Genomic DNA, 17,425 nt, shown 5'->3' with positions numbered 1-17,425 from the left:
AAGCCGATTCTGCGCAAAGGAATCGGCTTTTTCTTCATATACAATTGCGAGAAAACATAATAGACTTGAAGAAGCAGTGATACATAGGAGTGAAAAGAAATGACAGAGATAAAAGAAGTCTATCAGCAATGCGGCCAGATCGTCAGCGCCCGCGAACCAGCCTGTTACAAAGCATTCTCGTTTCTCCCGCTGAAGCAAAGGCAGGCAGCTTGGGCGGTTATGGCGTTTTGCCATACGGCAGCCAATGCGGATGAGAAGGCGTTATCTGCCATTGAAGCTGAGGCTGAGCATGTTTTTTCCGGGACATATAACGGGAATCATGTTTTATGGAAGGCTTTCAGCCACGCGTATCAGACCTTTACATTGGACAGCGAGCCATTCCGTGAGTTCATTACCGCACAGAAAGCGGAAGATAAACCGTTCGAAAGCCTTGATGAACTGCTCATGCACGCATACCAGACGGGCGGCTCGGCCGGATTGATGCTTCTCCCGACTATGGCGCGCCGGCATCAGGAACAGCTTACACATGCAGCCGGCTCTCTCGGTTTAGCGATTCAGCTGATTCGGCTTCTGAGAGATATCGGCACGGACCAACAGCAAAAAAACCGCATCCCCCGGCAGGTGATGCAGCAATTTGGATATACAGAGGACGACCTTCAAAATGGCGTCGTGAATAAGGCGTTTACTATGACATGGGAGTATATCGCTTTTGAAGCGGAAGCCTATCTTGAGGAGTGTCTGGATGCATTGCCGCTATTTCCGTTATATTCACAAAAAACGGTGAAAGCCGCTCTTCATTTGTACCGGGCTGTTTTAGAAAAAATCCGGGCGGAGCAGTATGATGTATTTCAACATCAATACGCCCTCACAGAGAATGAAGTGAAGCGGATTCTGTCTGACATATAAAAAACACCCGGCCTTATTGAGCCGGGTGTTACGCCATCCCTTTTTGAATCCAGATACGGGAGCGCCATCTTCTGTACATTAAGATTCCGCGAACCCATTCGTCCGCAATAAAGGAAATCCAAACGCCGGCAAGACCGAAACCGAGGTGGATGCCGAATAGATAAGCAAGCGGGAGGCCGATGCCCCACATCGAAATCATTGCCATGTAAACCGGGAATTTCGCATCCCCCGCGGCACGCAGGGAGTTAATGATAATGACATTAAATGAGCGGCCCGGTTCAAGGATAATTGTCATGGCAATTAAAAGACTCGCAGTCGCAATAATATCAGGGCTTTGTGTAAAGATGCCGATCAGGTCTTTTGAAAAGATCGTCATCAAAACCGATGTGGCCGCAGCAATTCCGAGTGCCCAATATAAGCTCTTCATGCAGCGCTCATACGCGGCATCAAACTGTTTGCCGCCGATATAGCGGCCGATTAAAATTTGTGTGCCCTGGCTGATTGCAGTGCCAAACAGCAAAATAAACATCGTAATATTTTGCGTATACACTTTTGTTGTCAAAGCCTGTGCGCCCATGATGGCGATAAAATAAGTGACAATCATTTGCGAAAGGTTGTATGAAAGCTGTTCTCCCGCAGAAGGGATGCCGATTTTCAGCAGCTTGCGCAAATGCTCTTTATGCATATGAAAGACTTTTTTCAATGACATCTTCAACTGGATGCGTTTGTTGACAATGACAATCATCGCGATTAATCCGATGACGCGGGCGATAGATGTGGACATGGCCACACCGGCGACGCCGAGAACAGGAAAGCCGAACAGACCGAAAATCACAACAAAGTTTCCGGCAATGTTTAAAATGTTCATGCCGATTGTGACAAACATTGTATCTTTTGTGTAGCCGTAGCTTTTTAAGATCGCGCTGAATGTCATGATTAAAGCCTGAATAAAGGACAGACCTCCGACAACTTGTAAAAAGACCTTCGCATCAGGCATCAGCTCGTTTGATAATCCCATCATATGAAGCAGAGGGACAGCCGCGAAAAAGACGACGGCGCTGATGGCAAGGCTGATGAAGAAGTTGGCGCCGATTGACACATAAGCGACTTCCATGGCTTCTTTCTTTTGCCGTGACCCTAAAAATTGTGAAATGATCACAGTCGTTCCTGTTGCGATAAAGCTGAACATCACGATAATTAAATTCAAAATCTGGTTGCTGACGCCGACCGCTGCCACGCTGTTATCTGAGTATTGGCTGAGCATGAGTGTATCGGCATTACCCATAAACATATATAATGAGACCTCAATAAAGATCGGCCAAGTAAGCGAAAATAATGAGAACGATTTGTCAGCGGGTTTTTTCAAAGCAGTTGATTTGAAGACAGCTTGTTTCATAGTGTCTAACCCCTTTCGTAAATAAAATCAACGTTTTAAAGTGTACCTCCATTTCCTTATAATAAAAAGGGAGAGAAACGATACTTCTTGCAAAAATCCGACTTAATAAGGAGGATGATCAAAATGCCTCGCATCCTGTTTACAGTCCCGCCTTTTCCGGTATTTATTGCAGCCGGAGAAGGGGTTTTTAAAAAGGGAGAAACCCATGTGAAGCGCGTTTTTTCTGTATTTGATCTGATATACGTCAAGCAGGGAACGCTTTATATAACGGAAAATGAAAAATCGTTCTCTGTTGAAGGCGGCGAGTACATCTTGCTTTCTCCCGGTCTTGAACACTATGGGACGAAGGGCAGTGATGAAGCAACCTCCTATTATTGGCTTCACTTTGATGAACATCGATATGAATTTACGGCAAAGGGAGGGAGCAACTGGTCTGAGCTTCAGCAGGAAAAAGGGAGCTTCGAGGAGCCGGCCCGCTACGGACTTGCTTTGCCGAGAAAAGGCAAGGTGCAGCGCCCGCAGTTTATGGCGCAGCAGTTTGAAAGGCTCATAGATTACTCTGCGGAAAACTCCGATTTGCCGCTTAGAAAGCAAATCTTATTTGAGGAACTGATGCTGCATCTTCAGAAAGAGGCGTTTCAAATTCCATCTGCAAAAGAGCGGGTTGCCTGGGAGGCGGCCCGGTACTTACAGGAGCATTTTAAGGAGAAGACGACAATCAAGGATCTCTCGCTCGCCCTTCACTATAATCAGGATTATGTGAGCCGCTGCATGCAGCAGGTGCTCGGCGTCACACCGGCGCAATACACGAACCGGGTGAGAATGACAGAAGCGAAGCGCCTTTTATCCTCTACAAATGATAAAATGGGCGTCATTGCGGAAACGGTCGGAATGGAAGACCCGACATACTTTTCAAAACTCTTTAAGCAGATAGAAGGCATTTCACCAATTGAATACCGGAAAATTGTCAGCCGGAAAGTTCAATAACCAGACGAGGGATGAACATGAAAACAACAATCTACGATGTGGCAAGGGCGGCGGGGGTCTCGATCACAACTGTGTCGCGTGTCATTAACAATACGGGCAGAATCAGCGGCAAAACACGGCAGAAGGTGATGAATGTCATGAAGGAAATGGCATACACGCCCAATGTCCACGCCGCGGCGTTAACGGGAAAACGGACGAATATGATCGCTCTCGTGGCGCCTGATATTTCAAATCCGTTTTACGGCGAACTTGCCAAAAGCATTGAGGAAAGAGCGGATGAGCTCGGTTTTCAAATGATGATTTGCAGCACTGATTACGATCCGAAAAAAGAAACGAAATATTTTTCAGTGCTGAAGCAGAAAAAGGTGGACGGGATTATTTTTGCGACAGGAATTGAGAATCATGGCAGCATGTCTGCTTTGGAGGAAATCACCAGCGAGCAAATTCCGCTTGCCATGATTTCTCAGGATAAGCCGCTGCTTCCGATGGATATTGTCGTGATGGATGACGTTCGTGGCGGGTATGAGGCTGCCAAGCATCTTCTGTCACTTGGCCACACGAACATCGCCTGCATTGTGGGAGATGGTTCAACGACGGGTGAAAAAAACAGAATCAAAGGCTTCCGCCAGGCGATGGAGGAAGCGGGCGTGCCTGTCGATGAATCGCTTATCATCCCGACGCGGTTTTCTTTGGAAAGCGGCAAGGAAGAAGCGGGAAAATTGCTGGACAGGAACGCCCCAACGGCTATTTTTGCCTTCAACGACGTATTGGCTTGCGCCGCCATACAAGCTGCGAGAATAAGAGGCATAAAAGTGCCCGATGACCTTTCTATCATCGGTTTTGATAACACGATACTTGCAGAAATGGCTGCCCCGCCCCTGACCACCGTGGCCCAGCCGATTAAAGATATGGGGCGGAGCGTCATCGAACTGCTGGCAGAAGCAATCGAAGGAAAACGAAAGACGAAACAAAAAATAGTGCTGCCGCCTGAGCTTGTGGTCAGACATTCTACAGCACCACTCAAAACATGAGCCCGCAAATGAGCGGGTTCTTTTCATTTTGACAGTTGAAGCTAAAAAACATATTGCGTGTTAACAAGAGGCGGTGTAAAATGAAATCATCATTTGAGAAAGCGCTTGCGCAATGTGTTAAAGCGGATTGAACCGCTGTTTTTTTAGCTGGCAAGAGAAAGCGCTTTCTCAAAGCGATCCTGAAATGAGATAAAGGAGAGGATGGGACGTGGAACATCAAGTAAGATGCGCAGTATTGGGGTTAGGAAGGCTCGGTTATTATCATGCGAAAAATCTCGTCACCAGTGTTCCGGGGGCAAAACTGGTCAGTGTCGGTGACCCGTTGAAAGGGAGAGCGGAGCAGGTGGCCAGAGAATTCGGTATCGAAGGATGGTCAGAGGACCCATACGAGTTGTTAGAAGATCCCGGCATTGACGCTGTCATTATCGTAACGCCGACAAGCACACATGGCGATATGATCATCAAAGCAGCGGAGAACGGTAAGCAAATCTTCGTTGAAAAACCGCTGACATTAAGCCTTGAGGAATCAAAAGCAGTTTCTGAAAAAGTGAAAGAGACAGGTGTCATTTGCCAAGTCGGCTTTATGAGGCGGTTCGATCCCGCGTACGCAGATGCCAAACGGCGGATCGACGCTGGGGAAATCGGCAAACCCATCTATTATAAAGGGTTTACGCGCGATCAAGGAGCGCCTCCCGCAGAGTTTATCAAACACAGCGGCGGGATCTTTATTGACTGCTCTATCCATGACTATGATATTGCCCGTTATTTGCTCGGTGCGGAGATCACTTCTGTTTCGGGACACGGCAGGATTTTGAACAACCCGTTTATGGAGCAGTACGGCGATGTGGATCAGGCGCTGACGTATATAGAATTTGACTCCGGCGCAGCGGGAGATGTCGAGGCAAGCAGAACCTCTCCATACGGACATGACATCCGTGCGGAAGTTATTGGGACAGAGGGCAGTATTTTCATAGGGACATTGAGAAATCAACATGTGAACATCCTGTCAGCGAAAGGGAGCAGCTATGATATTATCCCAGACTTTCAAACTCGTTTTCATGAAGCCTACTGCTTAGAGTTGCAGCATTTCGCCGAGTGTGTCCGGAATGGAACAACGCCGATTGTGACGGATGTCGATGCAACGATCAATTTAGAAGTCGGCATTGCTGCGACCAATTCGTATCGAAGCGGCAGGCCCGTACAGCTGGATGTGAAGCGTGCTTGCACCGGTTTGTAAGCGTTGTTAATTCTTATTCCGATCAAAAAAGCAAGGGCAGCTTAACCCTTGCTTTCGCTCTTTTCATATAAATAGTACACATAATCAGTAGGTACGCCTGAATGGCCAAGCTGTCTCAGCATTGCAGTCACGTTCCCTCTGTGATAAGTGCCGTGATTGACGACATGCAGGATGATGTCTGCATAGGTTGTTTCCAGTGTCCCGAGTTTCGGATGTTTCATTGAGAAGGTCTGTTCCAAGTCTATCTGTCGGCTGAAGAAATCATGATACTGTGCCTCCAACTCGGAAGCATGCTGTTTAATCGCTGCCATATCACCTTGCGCGGACTCGAATTTGCCTACGCTGTCTATGATCTCTTGGTAGGCAACTTCCGAAAGAACGTTCAGCCAAATGTAGTCAGCCCTGCACATATGAAGCAGCACGTCGCTGACAGAAGGGAATACGCTCTTTACTTCTTGATAAGCAGTTTCCTCTGGCAGTTTTTCGATATGGTTAAATATTCGCTTGTTTGCCCAAGAATGGTAGTCATAAAACTGTTTTGCATCAGTCATTAGCATTGCCTCCTTTTCTAAGACATTCGCTGTTTCAATTGTTTTTCCTTCAATTGCGGAAGAGCGATGCCCCGAAATATCCTGCTGCTGCCCACATCACCACTGCAGAGCATTTGTTTACAATCAGCATAAGCCTGCCGCTCGTATCTATCGTCTGAAACAGCCGGCCCGCTATCGCAAGACTGATAAACCAAAACCAAGAGACAGTGACACAGGCAGCCATAAAGAGCCATTTCTCAAGCCCCGAATATTGGAGCGAGCTCGTGCCGATGACGCCGATCGTGTCCAAAATAGCGTGTGGGTTTAATAGAGAAACGGCGGCCGCAAACGCAGCTTGTTTTTTCGCTGTGAACGTATTTTTCTCATTTTGGTTTGCTTTCGGACGGCTGCTCCATGTCACCCAGCCCATATAGAGGAGAAATAAAAATCCCCCGGCCATCATTACCGTTTCAAAAATAGGCACCTGCTGCACAATGACAGATACACCAGCAACCGCTGACACAATGAGCAGGGTATCGCAGACAGAAGCGCTGATGACGGCGGGGAGTGCCCGCCAAATATGCATTTGCCACGCTCCTTGCTGAAAAATAAACACATTCTGGACTCCCAGCGGCAAAATCAAGCCAAACGCTAGCACAACTCCGTGGATGATTGCATTCATGCTGAAAAAACTCCCTTCACATCTGTTGTTTCAATCATAAGGGAGATTTTCTATCATGTCTCCGGCCATTTGGTTGGGTTAGGAACCAGCCAAATGTATAATGTGAAAAAGGGGGCATGACTATGTCGCAATGGCAGCCAAGCCGAGATTCGGATATTCCGCTGCATCGGCAGATTGAACAATACATGAAAGACAAAATTCTTCACGGAGAGTGGGCTGTAGGGACGAAAATCCCTTCACAGAGAACGCTGGCCGACATGTTTCAAGTCAACCGCAGCACAGTGACAGCAGCCATTGATGAACTCACGTCTCAAGGCCTGTTAGAGGGGAGGAGAGGAGGAGGCACGAAGGTTGTAAACAGTACTTGGAGCGTGCTGGCCGCTGAGCCTCCGCTCGATTGGAGCGATTACGTCCGTTCAGGAATTCATCACCCTAATTCTTCTATCATTCAGGATATAAATCAAAATGAACCAAGAGCGGATATCATCAGATTAGGCACAGGAGAGCTTTCACCGGATCTGCTGCCTGCTGATACAATGCGCCGGATGTTTCAGCAGATCAATCCGCACGCTCTGTCTTTAGGGTACGAGCAGCCGAAAGGAAACCGTCAGCTGCGGGAGGCGGTGGCGGAGCATTGAAAAGGAAAGCAGATCCATGTGTCACCATCAGCGATTTTAATTGTGTCTGGCGCGCTTCAGGCGCTTCAGCTCATCTCGATCGGGCTTTTAAAACGAGGTTCTGTCATTTTGACTGAAAAACCTTCTTATCTTCAATCTTTGCATGTGTTTCAATCAGCGGGGATGCGGCTTCGCAGCTTGCCGATGGATGAAGCAGGTATCAAAGCGGGGCTTGTTTCTTCTTATCGAAAACAATACGGAGGACAGCTGCTTTACACGATTCCGTCGTTTCATAATCCGACAGGCATTGTCATGTCAGAACAGCGAAGGAAAGAGATCATCAGTCTTTCAAAAAAAGAGCAGCTGCCGATCATTGAGGATGATGCATACGGTGATATATGGTTTGAAGAAAAACCGCCGCAGCCCTTAAAAGCAATGGATCATGAAGGCAATATTCTGTATCTGGGCACTTTTTCAAAAACAGTGAGCCCCGGCCTTCGAATCGGCTGGCTTGTCGGACCGGAGCCGGTCATTGAAAGGCTGGCAGACATTAAAATGCAGACAGACTACGGATCGAGCGGCCTGTCCCAGTGGGCTGCTGCCGAGTGGCTGTCACAGGGGTATTATGAAGAGCATCTGACAAGGATACGGAGGGTGCTAAAACAAAGGAGAGACGCGGCGCTTCATTTTCTTAAGCAGTATGCAGGGGACATCGCGACGTGGCGGATTCCCGCCGGAGGCTTTTATATTTGGGTTACATTTCACAAAACCTTGCCTATCAGCCGTTTCTTTCATGAATTGCTGAAACAGCAGGTGCTGGTGAATCCCGGTTCCATTTATGACGGCGAAGACCGAAACAGCATCAGGCTGTCATATTCCTATGCATCTATTGCGGATTTGGAAACAGGCATTAAAGCGGCAGCTGATACAGCCCGCCGCCTGATGTTCTAAGCTTTTGTTATACAATGACAGCTCCCAGCGCCCTGGCGAAAGCAATCGCGTGCTCCGGCGCGATTTTGCAGCCTTTCAATTTGTCGAGGGAGACATGAAGCTGTTCAAAACGGCAGGTGCTGATGTCCATATTTTGAAGGGACGTGCCGGTAAAGCTGGCGCCTTCCAGTTCGCACCCGTCAAAATGTGATTGCTGGAGCGCCATATTGCTGCACTCACTTTGCATAAGGGCACAGTGATCAAATCGAACTTGTTTCATATTTGAGTACGAAAATGAACTGAAATGTCCGTGGCATTCTTCGAATGAAACATTCCGCAGCGTTGATTCCGCCAAATTCATTCCAACCATTTTTGATTGCTTTACTGAAGTCCTGTGAATGACAGCCCCGCTGAAATCGGCGTTCGACAAATCACATTTTTCAAAGATCACATCGGTCAGTTCGATATGCCGGAAAGATACATCGATAAACACAACATTTCTGAATACCGTTTTTTCCAAACAAAGTCTTTCAATATCTTCGCCGCAGATTGTACAATCTTCAAACAAATGCATGCTGATCACATCATCCTTCGCCGCGGTTTCGTAAAAATCGGCGGTTTGCAGGTTTTCCGGTATGTGCGGTTTTTGAATCACTGTTTTATTCATGTGATGACATCCTTTACTGCCCGAAAACCAGAGGCCTCCGGGATCAATTTAATAGATCGTTATGGAATTTGATACATATAGTAAATCGTGAAGAGCCTTTTCTTGGTACAGAAGCCCGCTTGTTTTGTAAGCATAAATGGAAAGATTCCTGTACGTCAAGGCGGTTACAGGCCGGGAAAGAAAAGGGAACAGGAGGAATGCGGAATGGGGCATTACGTCAAAACCGAGGAGCATGTGACACTGTTTGTAGAGGATATCGGGCATGGAAGGCCGATCATCTTTTTGCACGGGTGGCCGCTGAATCATAAGATGTTTGAATATCAAATGAATGAGCTTCCGAAAAGAGGATTCCGTTTTATCGGCATTGATTTACGGGGATATGGGCAATCTGACCGCCCGTGGGAAGGCTACGATTATGACACGATGGCAGATGATGTGAAGGCAGTCATTTATACGCTGCAGCTTGAGAACGCGGTTCTTGCCGGTTTTTCGATGGGCGGCGCAATCGCCATCCGTTATATGACAAGGCATGACGGAGCTGATATTGGCAAGCTGATTTTATTGTCTGCAGCGGCGCCCGCATTTACAAAACGCCCGGGTTATCCGTACGGGATGAGGAAGCAGGATATTGACGATATGATTGAACAATTCAAAACGGATCGGCCCAATACACTGGCTGATTTAGGGACACAGTTTTTTGAGAAAAATGTGTCTCCGGAGCTCAGACTTTGGTTTCTCAATCTGATGCTGGAGGCTTCCTCCTACGGGACGATTCACTCGGGCATTGCATTAAGAGACGAGGATCTCAGAAAGGATCTTGCATCGATCAAGGTTCCGACGCTAATCCTGCACGGAAGAAAGGATAAAATTGCGCCGTTTGATTTTGCGAAAGAATTGAAGCGCGGCATCAAACAGTCGGAATTGGTTCCGTTTGTAAACAGCGGGCACGGAGCTTTTTATGAAGAAAAAGAGAAGATCAACCGTTTGATTGCACAGTTTGCGGGAACATGAGAAAAAACCCGATATTGATCGGGTTTTTTTATATGATTCCTTTGCTTTGCAGTTCTGTAATGATCAGATCAGCTCCGTCGGAAATAGATGTCTGGTCTGTCTCAATGATGAAATCGGGTGAAAGCGGCGGTTCATACGGGGAATCGATCCCGGTGAAATGTTTGATCTCTCCGTTTCGCGCTTTTTTATAAAGTCCTTTCGGATCGCGCTGTTCACATACATGCAGCGGGCACTTTACATAAATTTCGAAGAACTCTCCCTCAGGAAAGAGCGCTCTGACCATGTCCCGATCCTCTCTGAATGGAGAAATAAAAGCCGTTAAAATCATTTGCCCGCTGTCGACAAACAGCTTCGCCACTTCTCCGATCCGGCGAATGTTTTCAATCCTGTCTCCAGTCTGAAATCCAAGATCTTTGTTTAAGCCATGGCGGATATTATCGCCGTCAAGCACATAGCTCTGAATGCCCATGCGGTAAAGCTTTTCATCAACAGCATTGGCCAGCACCGACTTTCCTGAGCCAGACAGTCCGGTAAACCAGAGGGCGCAGCTTTTGTGCCCGTTTAAGGACTGTCTGTCAGACTTCGAGATTGCCGCGCGGTGCCAAATGATGTTTGGATTGTGTGTCATTGCAATCCCCCGCTGTTTTGCTGGATGGCAACAGGCTGTTGATGAAGACCCTTGATCAGCACGTTTGCGACCTCAGGGCGGCTGAATTCTTTAGGCGGCTTTTTGCCGTGGCGGAGAAGCTCTCTCACTTTTGTGCCTGATAAGTGGATGTGGTCTCTTGGGCTGTGCGGACATGTTTTCGAGGTGCCCATGTTTCCGCATTTCCGGCAGTAAAAGCTGTGCTCGAAAAACAGCGGCTTGATGCCCAGCTCCTCCTCTGTGAATGATTGAAAAATATTTTGCGCGTCGTATGTTCCGTAATAGCTGCCGACACCCGCGTGATCACGGCCTACAATAAAATGGGTGCAGCCGTAGTTTTTGCGGACGAGGGCATGGAAAATCGCTTCCCGCGGACCTGCATACCGCATGGCGGCAGGGAAAACCGATAACATGACCCGATCCTTTGGATAATAGTGATCAAGCAAAACCTGATAGCTCTCCATTCTGATATCGCTCGGAATATCGTCTGACTTCGTTTCTCCGACAAGCGGGTGAAGCAGCAGACCGTCGACCGTTTCTAACGCTGTTTTTTGAATGTATTCATGCGCTCTGTGAACAGGGTTCCTGGTTTGAAAACCGACAATCGTTTTCCAGCCGAGTTTGTTAAAGGCCGCTCTTGTTTCTGCGGGCGCTGCGTAAAACTGTTCGAAGGATTTGTCGGGAAGGCGGCTGACAACGATAGGCCCTCCGATATAGTAATCCGGACGCTCAAGCAATTTTTTTACGCCTGGGTGGGCAGGGTCGTTTGTTTTAAAAACAGACAGTGCTTCCTGTGTTTTATCGGGCTGGTATATATCAATGACTGTGATCATGCCGTAGGTGATGCCGTCTTTCACAAGCTTGACGCGATCTCCGGCAGACAGCTGTTTTGCTGTTTTTTCTCCGACAGGCAGCGTAATCGGCAGACTCCACGGTAAGCCGTTTGCCAGCCTCATCTCTTTCACAACAGAATGATAATCTTTTTCTCCCAAAAAACCTGTTAACGGGCTGTAGCCGCCGATCGCGATAAGCTCCAGGTCGCTCAGTGCAAGCTGATCCAGCTCCGCTTCGCACGTGCACCCTTCAAAATGGCATGCGGGATCGCAGCGGTTGATTAACACCCCTCCGTGGGGCTCGTTTCCATTCAACGTGTTCAACCTCCATTTTTACGTTTCCTTTGTTTTCTTTTCTGCGCTGGCTGAAAACCTCGAGCAGCGCGTCAACATCATTCCATGGCAAGGGCATGCCGGGACGCTATTCTTGATGCAGGCCGCATTCTGTTTTCTCCCGTCCGGCCCATCTTCCAGCTCTCTCATCGTTCGGGTCCGCGGAAGGCAATGTACACATTTCACAGCCTATGCTCGGGTAATGTTGATCGTGCAGTTTGTTATAAGGCAAATTGTGCAGGCGGATGTACGTCCAAACGTCATCCCATGTCCAGTGGATGAGCGGGCAAATTTTGATGAGCTTAAACTTTTGATCCAGATTCACGTATTGAATATGCTTTCTCGTAGGCGACTGCTCCCGGCGCAGCCCTGAAATCCAAGCTGACATGCCGGACAGATGCTTTTTCAGCGGTTCGATTTTCCGCAATTGGCAGCATAGATTCGGGTTATGCTTCCACAGCTCACCGCCGTATTGCGTCTCCTGTTCTTTTAAGCTCAGCTCGGGTTCGAGTAACTGGATTGTCAATCCCGGATATCGCTCTTTGACGGTCTCGATCAGCTCATATGTTTCTTGGAAATGCAGCCCTGTATCCAAAAATATGATGTGCGCGTTTTTGTTGATTTTTGATATGAGGTCGAGAAGTACCATCCCTTCTGCGCCAAAGCTGCACGCGTACACAATCTTTTCCCCATATGTTCGGTAAGCCCATTTCAACACATCGAGCTCATCGATCAATTGATCCGTTATCTGCTTGGACAGCGTGTCGTTCCATGTGTCATATGTGATGATTTGTTCGTTCAACGTTTTCCCCCCGTTTGCATCTGTCTGTTTTCTTATCTATTGATCGAGTTATAGGCAGACTATTCATTTTTCACATAAACGTTCAGGGTTTTTAGGGGCAGCGCCGCCTAAAATGAGGGAGCGGAACCATTAAGAGACCGGCTGAATATGCTTTTAAGCAAAATGGTTTTATGCCCAAGGAGAGGTATTATGCCGATTACCATTTATCAGGGGCATCATCATTCGCTAGCCCCGGCGGATATTAACATCGTCATTGATGTCATCAGAGCCTTTACGGTCGCCCATTATGCGTTTATCGGCGGGGCGAAAGAGATATTATTGGCCGGAACAGCAGAGGAAGCCTTTGCGCTGAAAGAAACCTATCCGGATTACGTATTGACGGGAGAGGAAAAGGGGGTCGGTATCAGCGGATTTGATTTGGATAATTCTCCAAAACGCATGGCAATGCAGGGTATGGCGGATAAGCGCCTGATCCAGAAAACAACAAACGGCGTCACAGCGGCGTTAGGGGCGCTGAACGCCAAGCATCTGTTCGTGACCGGATTTTCCAACGCCAGAACAACAGCTGAGCATGTGAGAACGCTCGCCGCAAAGGATTGTGTCATGAACATTGTTGCTTCCCATCCGTCTGGTGATGACGACATGGCGTGTGCGGAGTATATCAAGGGCATCATTGAAGGGACAAATGCGGTAACCGCTGCGGAGACGATCGAAAGAATAAAACGCTCTTCTGTTGCGGAGAAATTTTTTGACCGCTGCCAGCCATTGTTTGATCCGGAAGACATCGCGTACTGTACAAAAGAATTGACAGGCGATTTCGTGATGAAAGTGAAACAAGAAAGAGAAGTTCCAACGATAGAGAGGGTCATGATATGAATGATTTTTCACTAGAATTGCCAGTGAGAACAAGCAAGCCGAGAGAAACCGGGCAGACCATTTTAATAGATAACGGCTATCCCTTGCAATTTTTCAAAGATGTGATAGCCGCAGCGGCCGACTATATTGATTTTGTGAAATTCGGCTGGGGCACATCATTACTTACGAAAGATCTTGAAGAAAAGATCAGTGCGCTGAAGGAGCATGACATTAAATTTTTCTTTGGCGGCACACTGTTTGAGAAGTATGTAAGCCAGAAAAAAGTGAATGAATTTCATCGGTATTGCACCTATTTCGGCTGTGAATATATCGAGATTTCAAACGGTACGCTCCCGATGACGAATAAAGAGAAAGCGGCTTATATTGCCGATTTTTCTGATGAATTTCTTGTGCTCAGTGAGGTGGGCAGCAAGGATGCGGAATTATCAAGCCGGCAAAGCTCTGAGGAGTGGCTAGAGTATATCGTTGAGGATATGGAAGCGGGCGCGGAAAAAGTGATTACGGAGGCAAGGGAAAGCGGGACAGGAGGAATATGTTCCAGCAGCGGCGATGTCCGGTTTCAAATTGTCGATGACATCATTTCCTCGGATATTGATATCACCCGGTTGATTTTTGAAGCGCCGAACAAAACGCTCCAGCAAGGATTTATTCAAAGGATCGGGTCGAATGTGAATTTGGCCAATATCCCATTTCATGATGCGATCGCGTTAGAGACGCTGCGTTTAGGGCTAAGATCTGATACGTTTTATTTGTAAAACAGCAGCTGCGGGGCTCTCGTCGTGAAGAGAGCCTCTGCCTATTATTTTTTATGGCGGTACATAGGCGTGAGATAGGGGAGTGAAGTCAGACGGATGTTATAGATGAAGTCGATGACTCTTGTCGATATCACTTGGCATATCAGGGCTTGAATGACGATGCCCCAGGCAATAATAGACGCGGTCACCATAAAAATGATGCAATTCATGATGAGCAGGATTGTTCCGGGATTCCCGCCGCGGTAAATGGAAATCATCAGCGCAAGAGCTCCAAATCCTCCGTTTGAAATTTTGTATTTGTATAAAAGTCCGATGCCGAGTCCCAATAACACAGCGCCGCTTGCCAGATCAAGCCACAGGTTTGATGTGATATCCGGAAAAATCGCATCAAAGATCAATACCGAGACAGAGGTGACGGTAATCGAAGCGAGGGTGCCGGTGAATGTTCTCATTTCCAGCCATTTTAAAGCGGTAAAAAGCATCGACACATTCACAGCCCACACTGAAAAGCCATGAGGAATTTGAAACAGATAATGCAACAGCACCGCAATACCTGCTGCCCCGCCTGTCGGAATATCATGCGGAAATAAAAACAAGGACATGCCGAGTCCCTGCAGCACGCCGCCTACGACAATCATAAACGTGAGTTTTGCTTTCGTCAGCAGTTCAGCCATTAAGTCATTTGCTCCTTTATGAAAAGACTTGTCCGCTGTTTCCATTTTATGAGGCTGTCCATTATTTATGTCTGCAAATAAAGAATGGCTCAGCTTAATATGCTGAGCCATCCCACTTGTAACGATTGACGATCTCCATATTGATTTCTGTTCCAATGCCTTTTCCTTTCGGGATGTGAACCACTCCTTTTGAAGGCTGAAGGCTGACGAGATCTGTAAAAGGATTCTTCATGACGTCCCACTCGATCGGCTCAATTTGATCGTTCTCCATTTTAGACCACGGAGGCAGACAGGCTTGTGCAAATAAAGCATAGAGCCGTGAAAGAGAACCATCATATGCATGGGCGGACGCTCTAACGCCGAAATAACGTGCGAGCTTGAGGCAGTCCCGAAATTCATCAATTCCGTTGACATGCATGACATCGGGCTGAATGATATCCAAACACCGCTGTGAAAGGAGAGGCACAAATTGTGCCGCGCCTTTCATATTTTCTCCACCGGCAACAGGAACAGATAAACGGCTGCGAAGCAAAGCGTAATCCTGCTGCTGATCAAAGGGCAAAGGCTCTTCAAGCCAGCCGATGTTCGTCCATGCTGAGAAATAGCGTTCCCATTTCAAAGCGGCTGCGGCGTCATAGCTTTGGTTTGCGTCCAGAATCATCGTAATGGAGCTGCCGGCAGTATGCTGCAGGGCATTGATGTGACGGACATCTTCCTCAAATGAAGCCCCGCCGATTTTGACTTTAATTTGCTTAAAGCCCTTGTTTAATTGGGTTTCGACACTGGAAACCGAATGGCTGATCCATTGCGGCTGTTCAGAATACGATTGAAAAGAGGCGTATACAGGAATCTCTTCTCTATACCGCCCGCCCCATAGGTCGCAAACCGAACAATCCGCAGCTTTGGCCGCAATCTCTGTCAGCGCCATGCTCACAGCAGAGGCCGCCCGTTGATGCCATTTTTGAATCGTACGCACTAATGGCAGTCGGCTGCCGGCCTGTTTTCCTACAAGGTACGGGCTGATCCGTTTGGTAAAACCGACATGGAGAGCCGGGAGCCAATCAACGCATTCTCCCCAGCCGTCAATCCCGCTTTCTGTGACAATTCTGATGAGATAGCAAGTTCGATATCGTTTAAACCCGTTTGCGTCGCCGTACGGCTCTTCTAATCGATGCAAAAGCGGAAAGGTCTCAACCCGTTCGATTTTCAAATGGGATGCTACCTTTCCTCAGCTGGCTGAAGCCGATTGCCAGCCATTTTAGGATCTTCTTTTTCTTTTGTTTCTTCTTTGTTTTGATTTACATGGATCAGCAACATCACGAGAATGCCGACAACAAGCGTCAATCCCGCAATGCTCAAAAACATGCCGGGTCTGGACCATTGCATCAGGCGGCCGAAAATCGGAGGCCCGATGGCAACCCCTAAGAAACGAACCGATCCGTACAGCGAGGTCACAAATCCCCGTCTTTCTTTGCCGACAGCTCCGGTAATAAAACTGTTCACACAAGGAAGGACAAGGCCAGAGCCTATACTGCTCAGCACGAGAACGCTGATAAAGAGCACAAGATTCTCAATGAAAGACAATGCCGCATAAGAAACAGTCATAAACGCCAATCCGAGTACGATCAGCTTTTTCATTAATGATTGCTTTTGGCCGATTTTGCTTCCGGTTGTATAAGATGTCACACACATAACCAAAAGCGGGATTGCCAAAATCAAGCCTTTTTTGACGCCGTCGGTATCGTATGTTTTTTCTAAGACATCTGATAGATAAAACAGGATGCCGAATAAAGTAAACAAACAAGTTGCCCCTGCTAAATAAGCTGTAAACAGCCATCTGCCTTCATGTTTAAAAACACTTAACAGCCCTTTCGCATATTTTCCGATCGGGGGCGGTTCTTTTTCCTTTTTCTTTTCTTTAATAAAAATCCACGTCAGCACGATCGAAATGATACAAAACACCGGGAAGGCAAAAAACGCGCCATACCAGACAAGCAGGGCGATAAGCGAGCCGATGATCGGCGAAAGCACTTTCCCCATGCCGTTTGAAGCTTCAACGAGGCCGAGCACCTTGCTTTCCTGGGCGCCTTTAAACAGATCCCCCGTCAGTGCCATCGCAATCGGGCCGGTCCCGGCTGCCCCGATTCCCTGAAGCGCCCGTCCTGCCATGATCCAAGGGTATGCATTATCAAAAAAACCCGCCGCAAACCCGGCTAATAAGCCGCCGGCACCGTACAAAATTAAGCAAGGGATAATGATGATTTTCCTTGAGAATCTGTCAGCGAGATAACCGACAATCGGAATGGCAAACGCCGCAATCAAGGAAAATACTGTGATCACGAGACTGACTTGAAATTGTGATAAATGAAGTTCAGATTTCATTTTTGGCAAAATCGGAATAAGCATCGAGTTTCCAAGTGTTAATATTAAAGGGATTGAACCGATTGCAACAATCGTCATTCCGTTATTTTGTTTTGATGATTCCATCTCAGAGCACACTCCTTTTCTTCTG

General features: G+C 47.5%; 15 protein-coding genes and 3 pseudogenes. 8 read left to right on the top strand and 10 right to left on the bottom strand.

Features of this window, described 5'->3' with window-relative positions; all coding sequences use genetic code 11:
* The first annotated feature begins 76 nt into the window (after positions 1-76).
* Positions 77-906, top strand: a pseudogene (locus KHQ79_RS14625) (phytoene/squalene synthase family protein).
* 28 nt (positions 907-934) lie between these two features.
* Here the strand turns inward: KHQ79_RS14625 and KHQ79_RS14620 are convergent.
* Positions 935-2,302, bottom strand: a complete 1,368-nt coding sequence (locus tag KHQ79_RS14620) for an MATE family efflux transporter (protein WP_088111177.1) — start codon at positions 2,300-2,302, stop codon at positions 935-937.
* 123 nt (positions 2,303-2,425) lie between these two features.
* Here KHQ79_RS14620 and KHQ79_RS14615 point away from each other — a divergent pair, with 123 nt between their 5' ends.
* The 3 genes from KHQ79_RS14615 (at position 2,426) to iolX (ending at position 5,557) form a co-directional block, all read left to right on the top strand.
* Positions 2,426-3,289, top strand: coding sequence for an AraC family transcriptional regulator (locus tag KHQ79_RS14615; protein ID WP_060398337.1), 864 nt, complete (start codon positions 2,426-2,428; stop codon positions 3,287-3,289).
* A gap of 17 nt (positions 3,290-3,306) precedes the next feature.
* On the top strand, positions 3,307-4,320 hold the full coding sequence (degA, locus tag KHQ79_RS14610; protein ID WP_225515789.1) for a transcriptional regulator DegA: 1,014 nt from the start codon (positions 3,307-3,309) through the stop codon (positions 4,318-4,320).
* Between the two features lie 208 nt (positions 4,321-4,528).
* On the top strand, positions 4,529-5,557 hold the full coding sequence (iolX, locus tag KHQ79_RS14605; RefSeq protein WP_225515787.1) for a scyllo-inositol 2-dehydrogenase: 1,029 nt from the start codon (positions 4,529-4,531) through the stop codon (positions 5,555-5,557).
* 41 nt (positions 5,558-5,598) lie between these two features.
* Here the strand turns inward: iolX and KHQ79_RS14600 are convergent, their stop codons facing one another.
* Together KHQ79_RS14600 and KHQ79_RS14595 are read right to left on the bottom strand one after the other, a co-directional pair.
* Complete coding sequence (locus KHQ79_RS14600; protein ID WP_225515785.1) at positions 5,599-6,108, bottom strand: DinB family protein; 510 nt, start codon at positions 6,106-6,108, stop codon at positions 5,599-5,601.
* Positions 6,109-6,157: 49 nt separating this feature from the next.
* Positions 6,158-6,807, bottom strand: a pseudogene (locus tag KHQ79_RS14595) (LysE family transporter).
* A gap of 78 nt (positions 6,808-6,885) precedes the next feature.
* On the opposite strand from KHQ79_RS14595, the pseudogene pdxR reads away from it, so the two are divergent.
* Positions 6,886-8,337 (top strand): annotated as a pseudogene (gene pdxR, locus KHQ79_RS14590) (MocR-like pyridoxine biosynthesis transcription factor PdxR).
* Positions 8,338-8,344: 7 nt separating this feature from the next.
* Here the strand turns inward: pdxR and KHQ79_RS14585 are convergent.
* The gene (locus KHQ79_RS14585; RefSeq protein WP_225515781.1) at positions 8,345-8,983 is read right to left on the bottom strand and encodes a pentapeptide repeat-containing protein; all 639 of its coding nucleotides are present in this window, start codon (positions 8,981-8,983) and stop codon (positions 8,345-8,347) included.
* A 204-nt stretch (positions 8,984-9,187) separates the two neighbouring features.
* Here KHQ79_RS14585 and KHQ79_RS14580 point away from each other — a divergent pair, with 204 nt between their 5' ends.
* The gene (locus KHQ79_RS14580; RefSeq protein ID WP_119913650.1) at positions 9,188-9,994 is read left to right on the top strand and encodes an alpha/beta fold hydrolase; all 807 of its coding nucleotides are present in this window, start codon (positions 9,188-9,190) and stop codon (positions 9,992-9,994) included.
* 28 nt (positions 9,995-10,022) lie between these two features.
* Here KHQ79_RS14580 and cysC read toward each other — a convergent pair whose 3' ends face one another.
* From cysC to KHQ79_RS14565, 3 genes are all read right to left on the bottom strand, one after another.
* Positions 10,023-10,622, bottom strand: coding sequence for an adenylyl-sulfate kinase (gene cysC / locus KHQ79_RS14575; protein ID WP_019258017.1), 600 nt, complete (start codon positions 10,620-10,622; stop codon positions 10,023-10,025).
* Positions 10,619-11,788, bottom strand: coding sequence for a sulfate adenylyltransferase (gene sat / locus KHQ79_RS14570; protein WP_225515779.1), 1,170 nt, complete (start codon positions 11,786-11,788; stop codon positions 10,619-10,621). The genes cysC and sat overlap by 4 nt, the downstream gene beginning before the upstream one ends.
* A gap of 106 nt (positions 11,789-11,894) precedes the next feature.
* Positions 11,895-12,608, bottom strand: a complete 714-nt coding sequence (locus KHQ79_RS14565) for a phosphoadenylyl-sulfate reductase (RefSeq protein ID WP_003239382.1) — start codon at positions 12,606-12,608, stop codon at positions 11,895-11,897.
* A gap of 189 nt (positions 12,609-12,797) precedes the next feature.
* Here KHQ79_RS14565 and KHQ79_RS14560 point away from each other — a divergent pair, with 189 nt between their 5' ends.
* Positions 12,798-13,484, top strand: coding sequence for a 2-phosphosulfolactate phosphatase (locus KHQ79_RS14560; RefSeq protein ID WP_060398347.1), 687 nt, complete (start codon positions 12,798-12,800; stop codon positions 13,482-13,484).
* Complete coding sequence (locus KHQ79_RS14555) at positions 13,481-14,239, top strand: phosphosulfolactate synthase (RefSeq protein ID WP_060398348.1); 759 nt, start codon at positions 13,481-13,483, stop codon at positions 14,237-14,239. The genes KHQ79_RS14560 and KHQ79_RS14555 overlap by 4 nt, the downstream gene beginning before the upstream one ends.
* Before the next feature lie 44 nt (positions 14,240-14,283).
* Here the strand turns inward: KHQ79_RS14555 and KHQ79_RS14550 are convergent, their stop codons facing one another.
* The 3 genes from KHQ79_RS14550 to KHQ79_RS14540 form a co-directional block, all read right to left on the bottom strand.
* The gene (locus KHQ79_RS14550) at positions 14,284-14,913 is read right to left on the bottom strand and encodes a YitT family protein (RefSeq protein ID WP_029316808.1); all 630 of its coding nucleotides are present in this window, start codon (positions 14,911-14,913) and stop codon (positions 14,284-14,286) included.
* Positions 14,914-15,007: 94 nt separating this feature from the next.
* The gene (locus KHQ79_RS14545; RefSeq protein ID WP_225515778.1) at positions 15,008-16,123 is read right to left on the bottom strand and encodes a mandelate racemase/muconate lactonizing enzyme family protein; all 1,116 of its coding nucleotides are present in this window, start codon (positions 16,121-16,123) and stop codon (positions 15,008-15,010) included.
* Between the two features lie 8 nt (positions 16,124-16,131).
* On the bottom strand, positions 16,132-17,400 hold the full coding sequence (locus tag KHQ79_RS14540; RefSeq protein ID WP_060398350.1) for an MFS transporter: 1,269 nt from the start codon (positions 17,398-17,400) through the stop codon (positions 16,132-16,134).
* Positions 17,401-17,425 lie beyond the last annotated feature (25 nt).

The sequence above is a fragment of the Bacillus sp. TSO22 genome, from assembly GCF_020223595.1.
Lineage (GTDB): Bacteria > Bacillota > Bacilli > Bacillales > Bacillaceae > Bacillus > Bacillus inaquosorum.
The sequence above is the reverse complement of the archived record's forward strand: the minus strand, read 5'-3'. Positions and strand labels throughout refer to the sequence as shown.

Coding starts and splice junctions, on each gene's coding strand:
- KHQ79_RS14580 (WP_119913650.1), top strand. CDS start 9,188: ATGGGGCATTACGTCAAAACCGAGGAGCATGTGACACTGTTTGTAGAG.
- KHQ79_RS14620 (WP_088111177.1), bottom strand. CDS start 2,302: ATGAAACAAGCTGTCTTCAAATCAACTGCTTTGAAAAAACCCGCTGAC.
- KHQ79_RS14585 (WP_225515781.1), bottom strand. CDS start 8,983: ATGAATAAAACAGTGATTCAAAAACCGCACATACCGGAAAACCTGCAA.
- KHQ79_RS14555 (WP_060398348.1), top strand. CDS start 13,481: ATGAATGATTTTTCACTAGAATTGCCAGTGAGAACAAGCAAGCCGAGA.
- KHQ79_RS14600 (WP_225515785.1), bottom strand. CDS start 6,108: ATGACTGATGCAAAACAGTTTTATGACTACCATTCTTGGGCAAACAAG.
- degA (WP_225515789.1), top strand. CDS start 3,307: ATGAAAACAACAATCTACGATGTGGCAAGGGCGGCGGGGGTCTCGATC.
- KHQ79_RS14550 (WP_029316808.1), bottom strand. CDS start 14,913: ATGGCTGAACTGCTGACGAAAGCAAAACTCACGTTTATGATTGTCGTA.
- cysC (WP_019258017.1), bottom strand. CDS start 10,622: ATGACACACAATCCAAACATCATTTGGCACCGCGCGGCAATCTCGAAG.
- KHQ79_RS14560 (WP_060398347.1), top strand. CDS start 12,798: ATGCCGATTACCATTTATCAGGGGCATCATCATTCGCTAGCCCCGGCG.
- KHQ79_RS14540 (WP_060398350.1), bottom strand. CDS start 17,400: ATGGAATCATCAAAACAAAATAACGGAATGACGATTGTTGCAATCGGT.
- KHQ79_RS14615 (WP_060398337.1), top strand. CDS start 2,426: ATGCCTCGCATCCTGTTTACAGTCCCGCCTTTTCCGGTATTTATTGCA.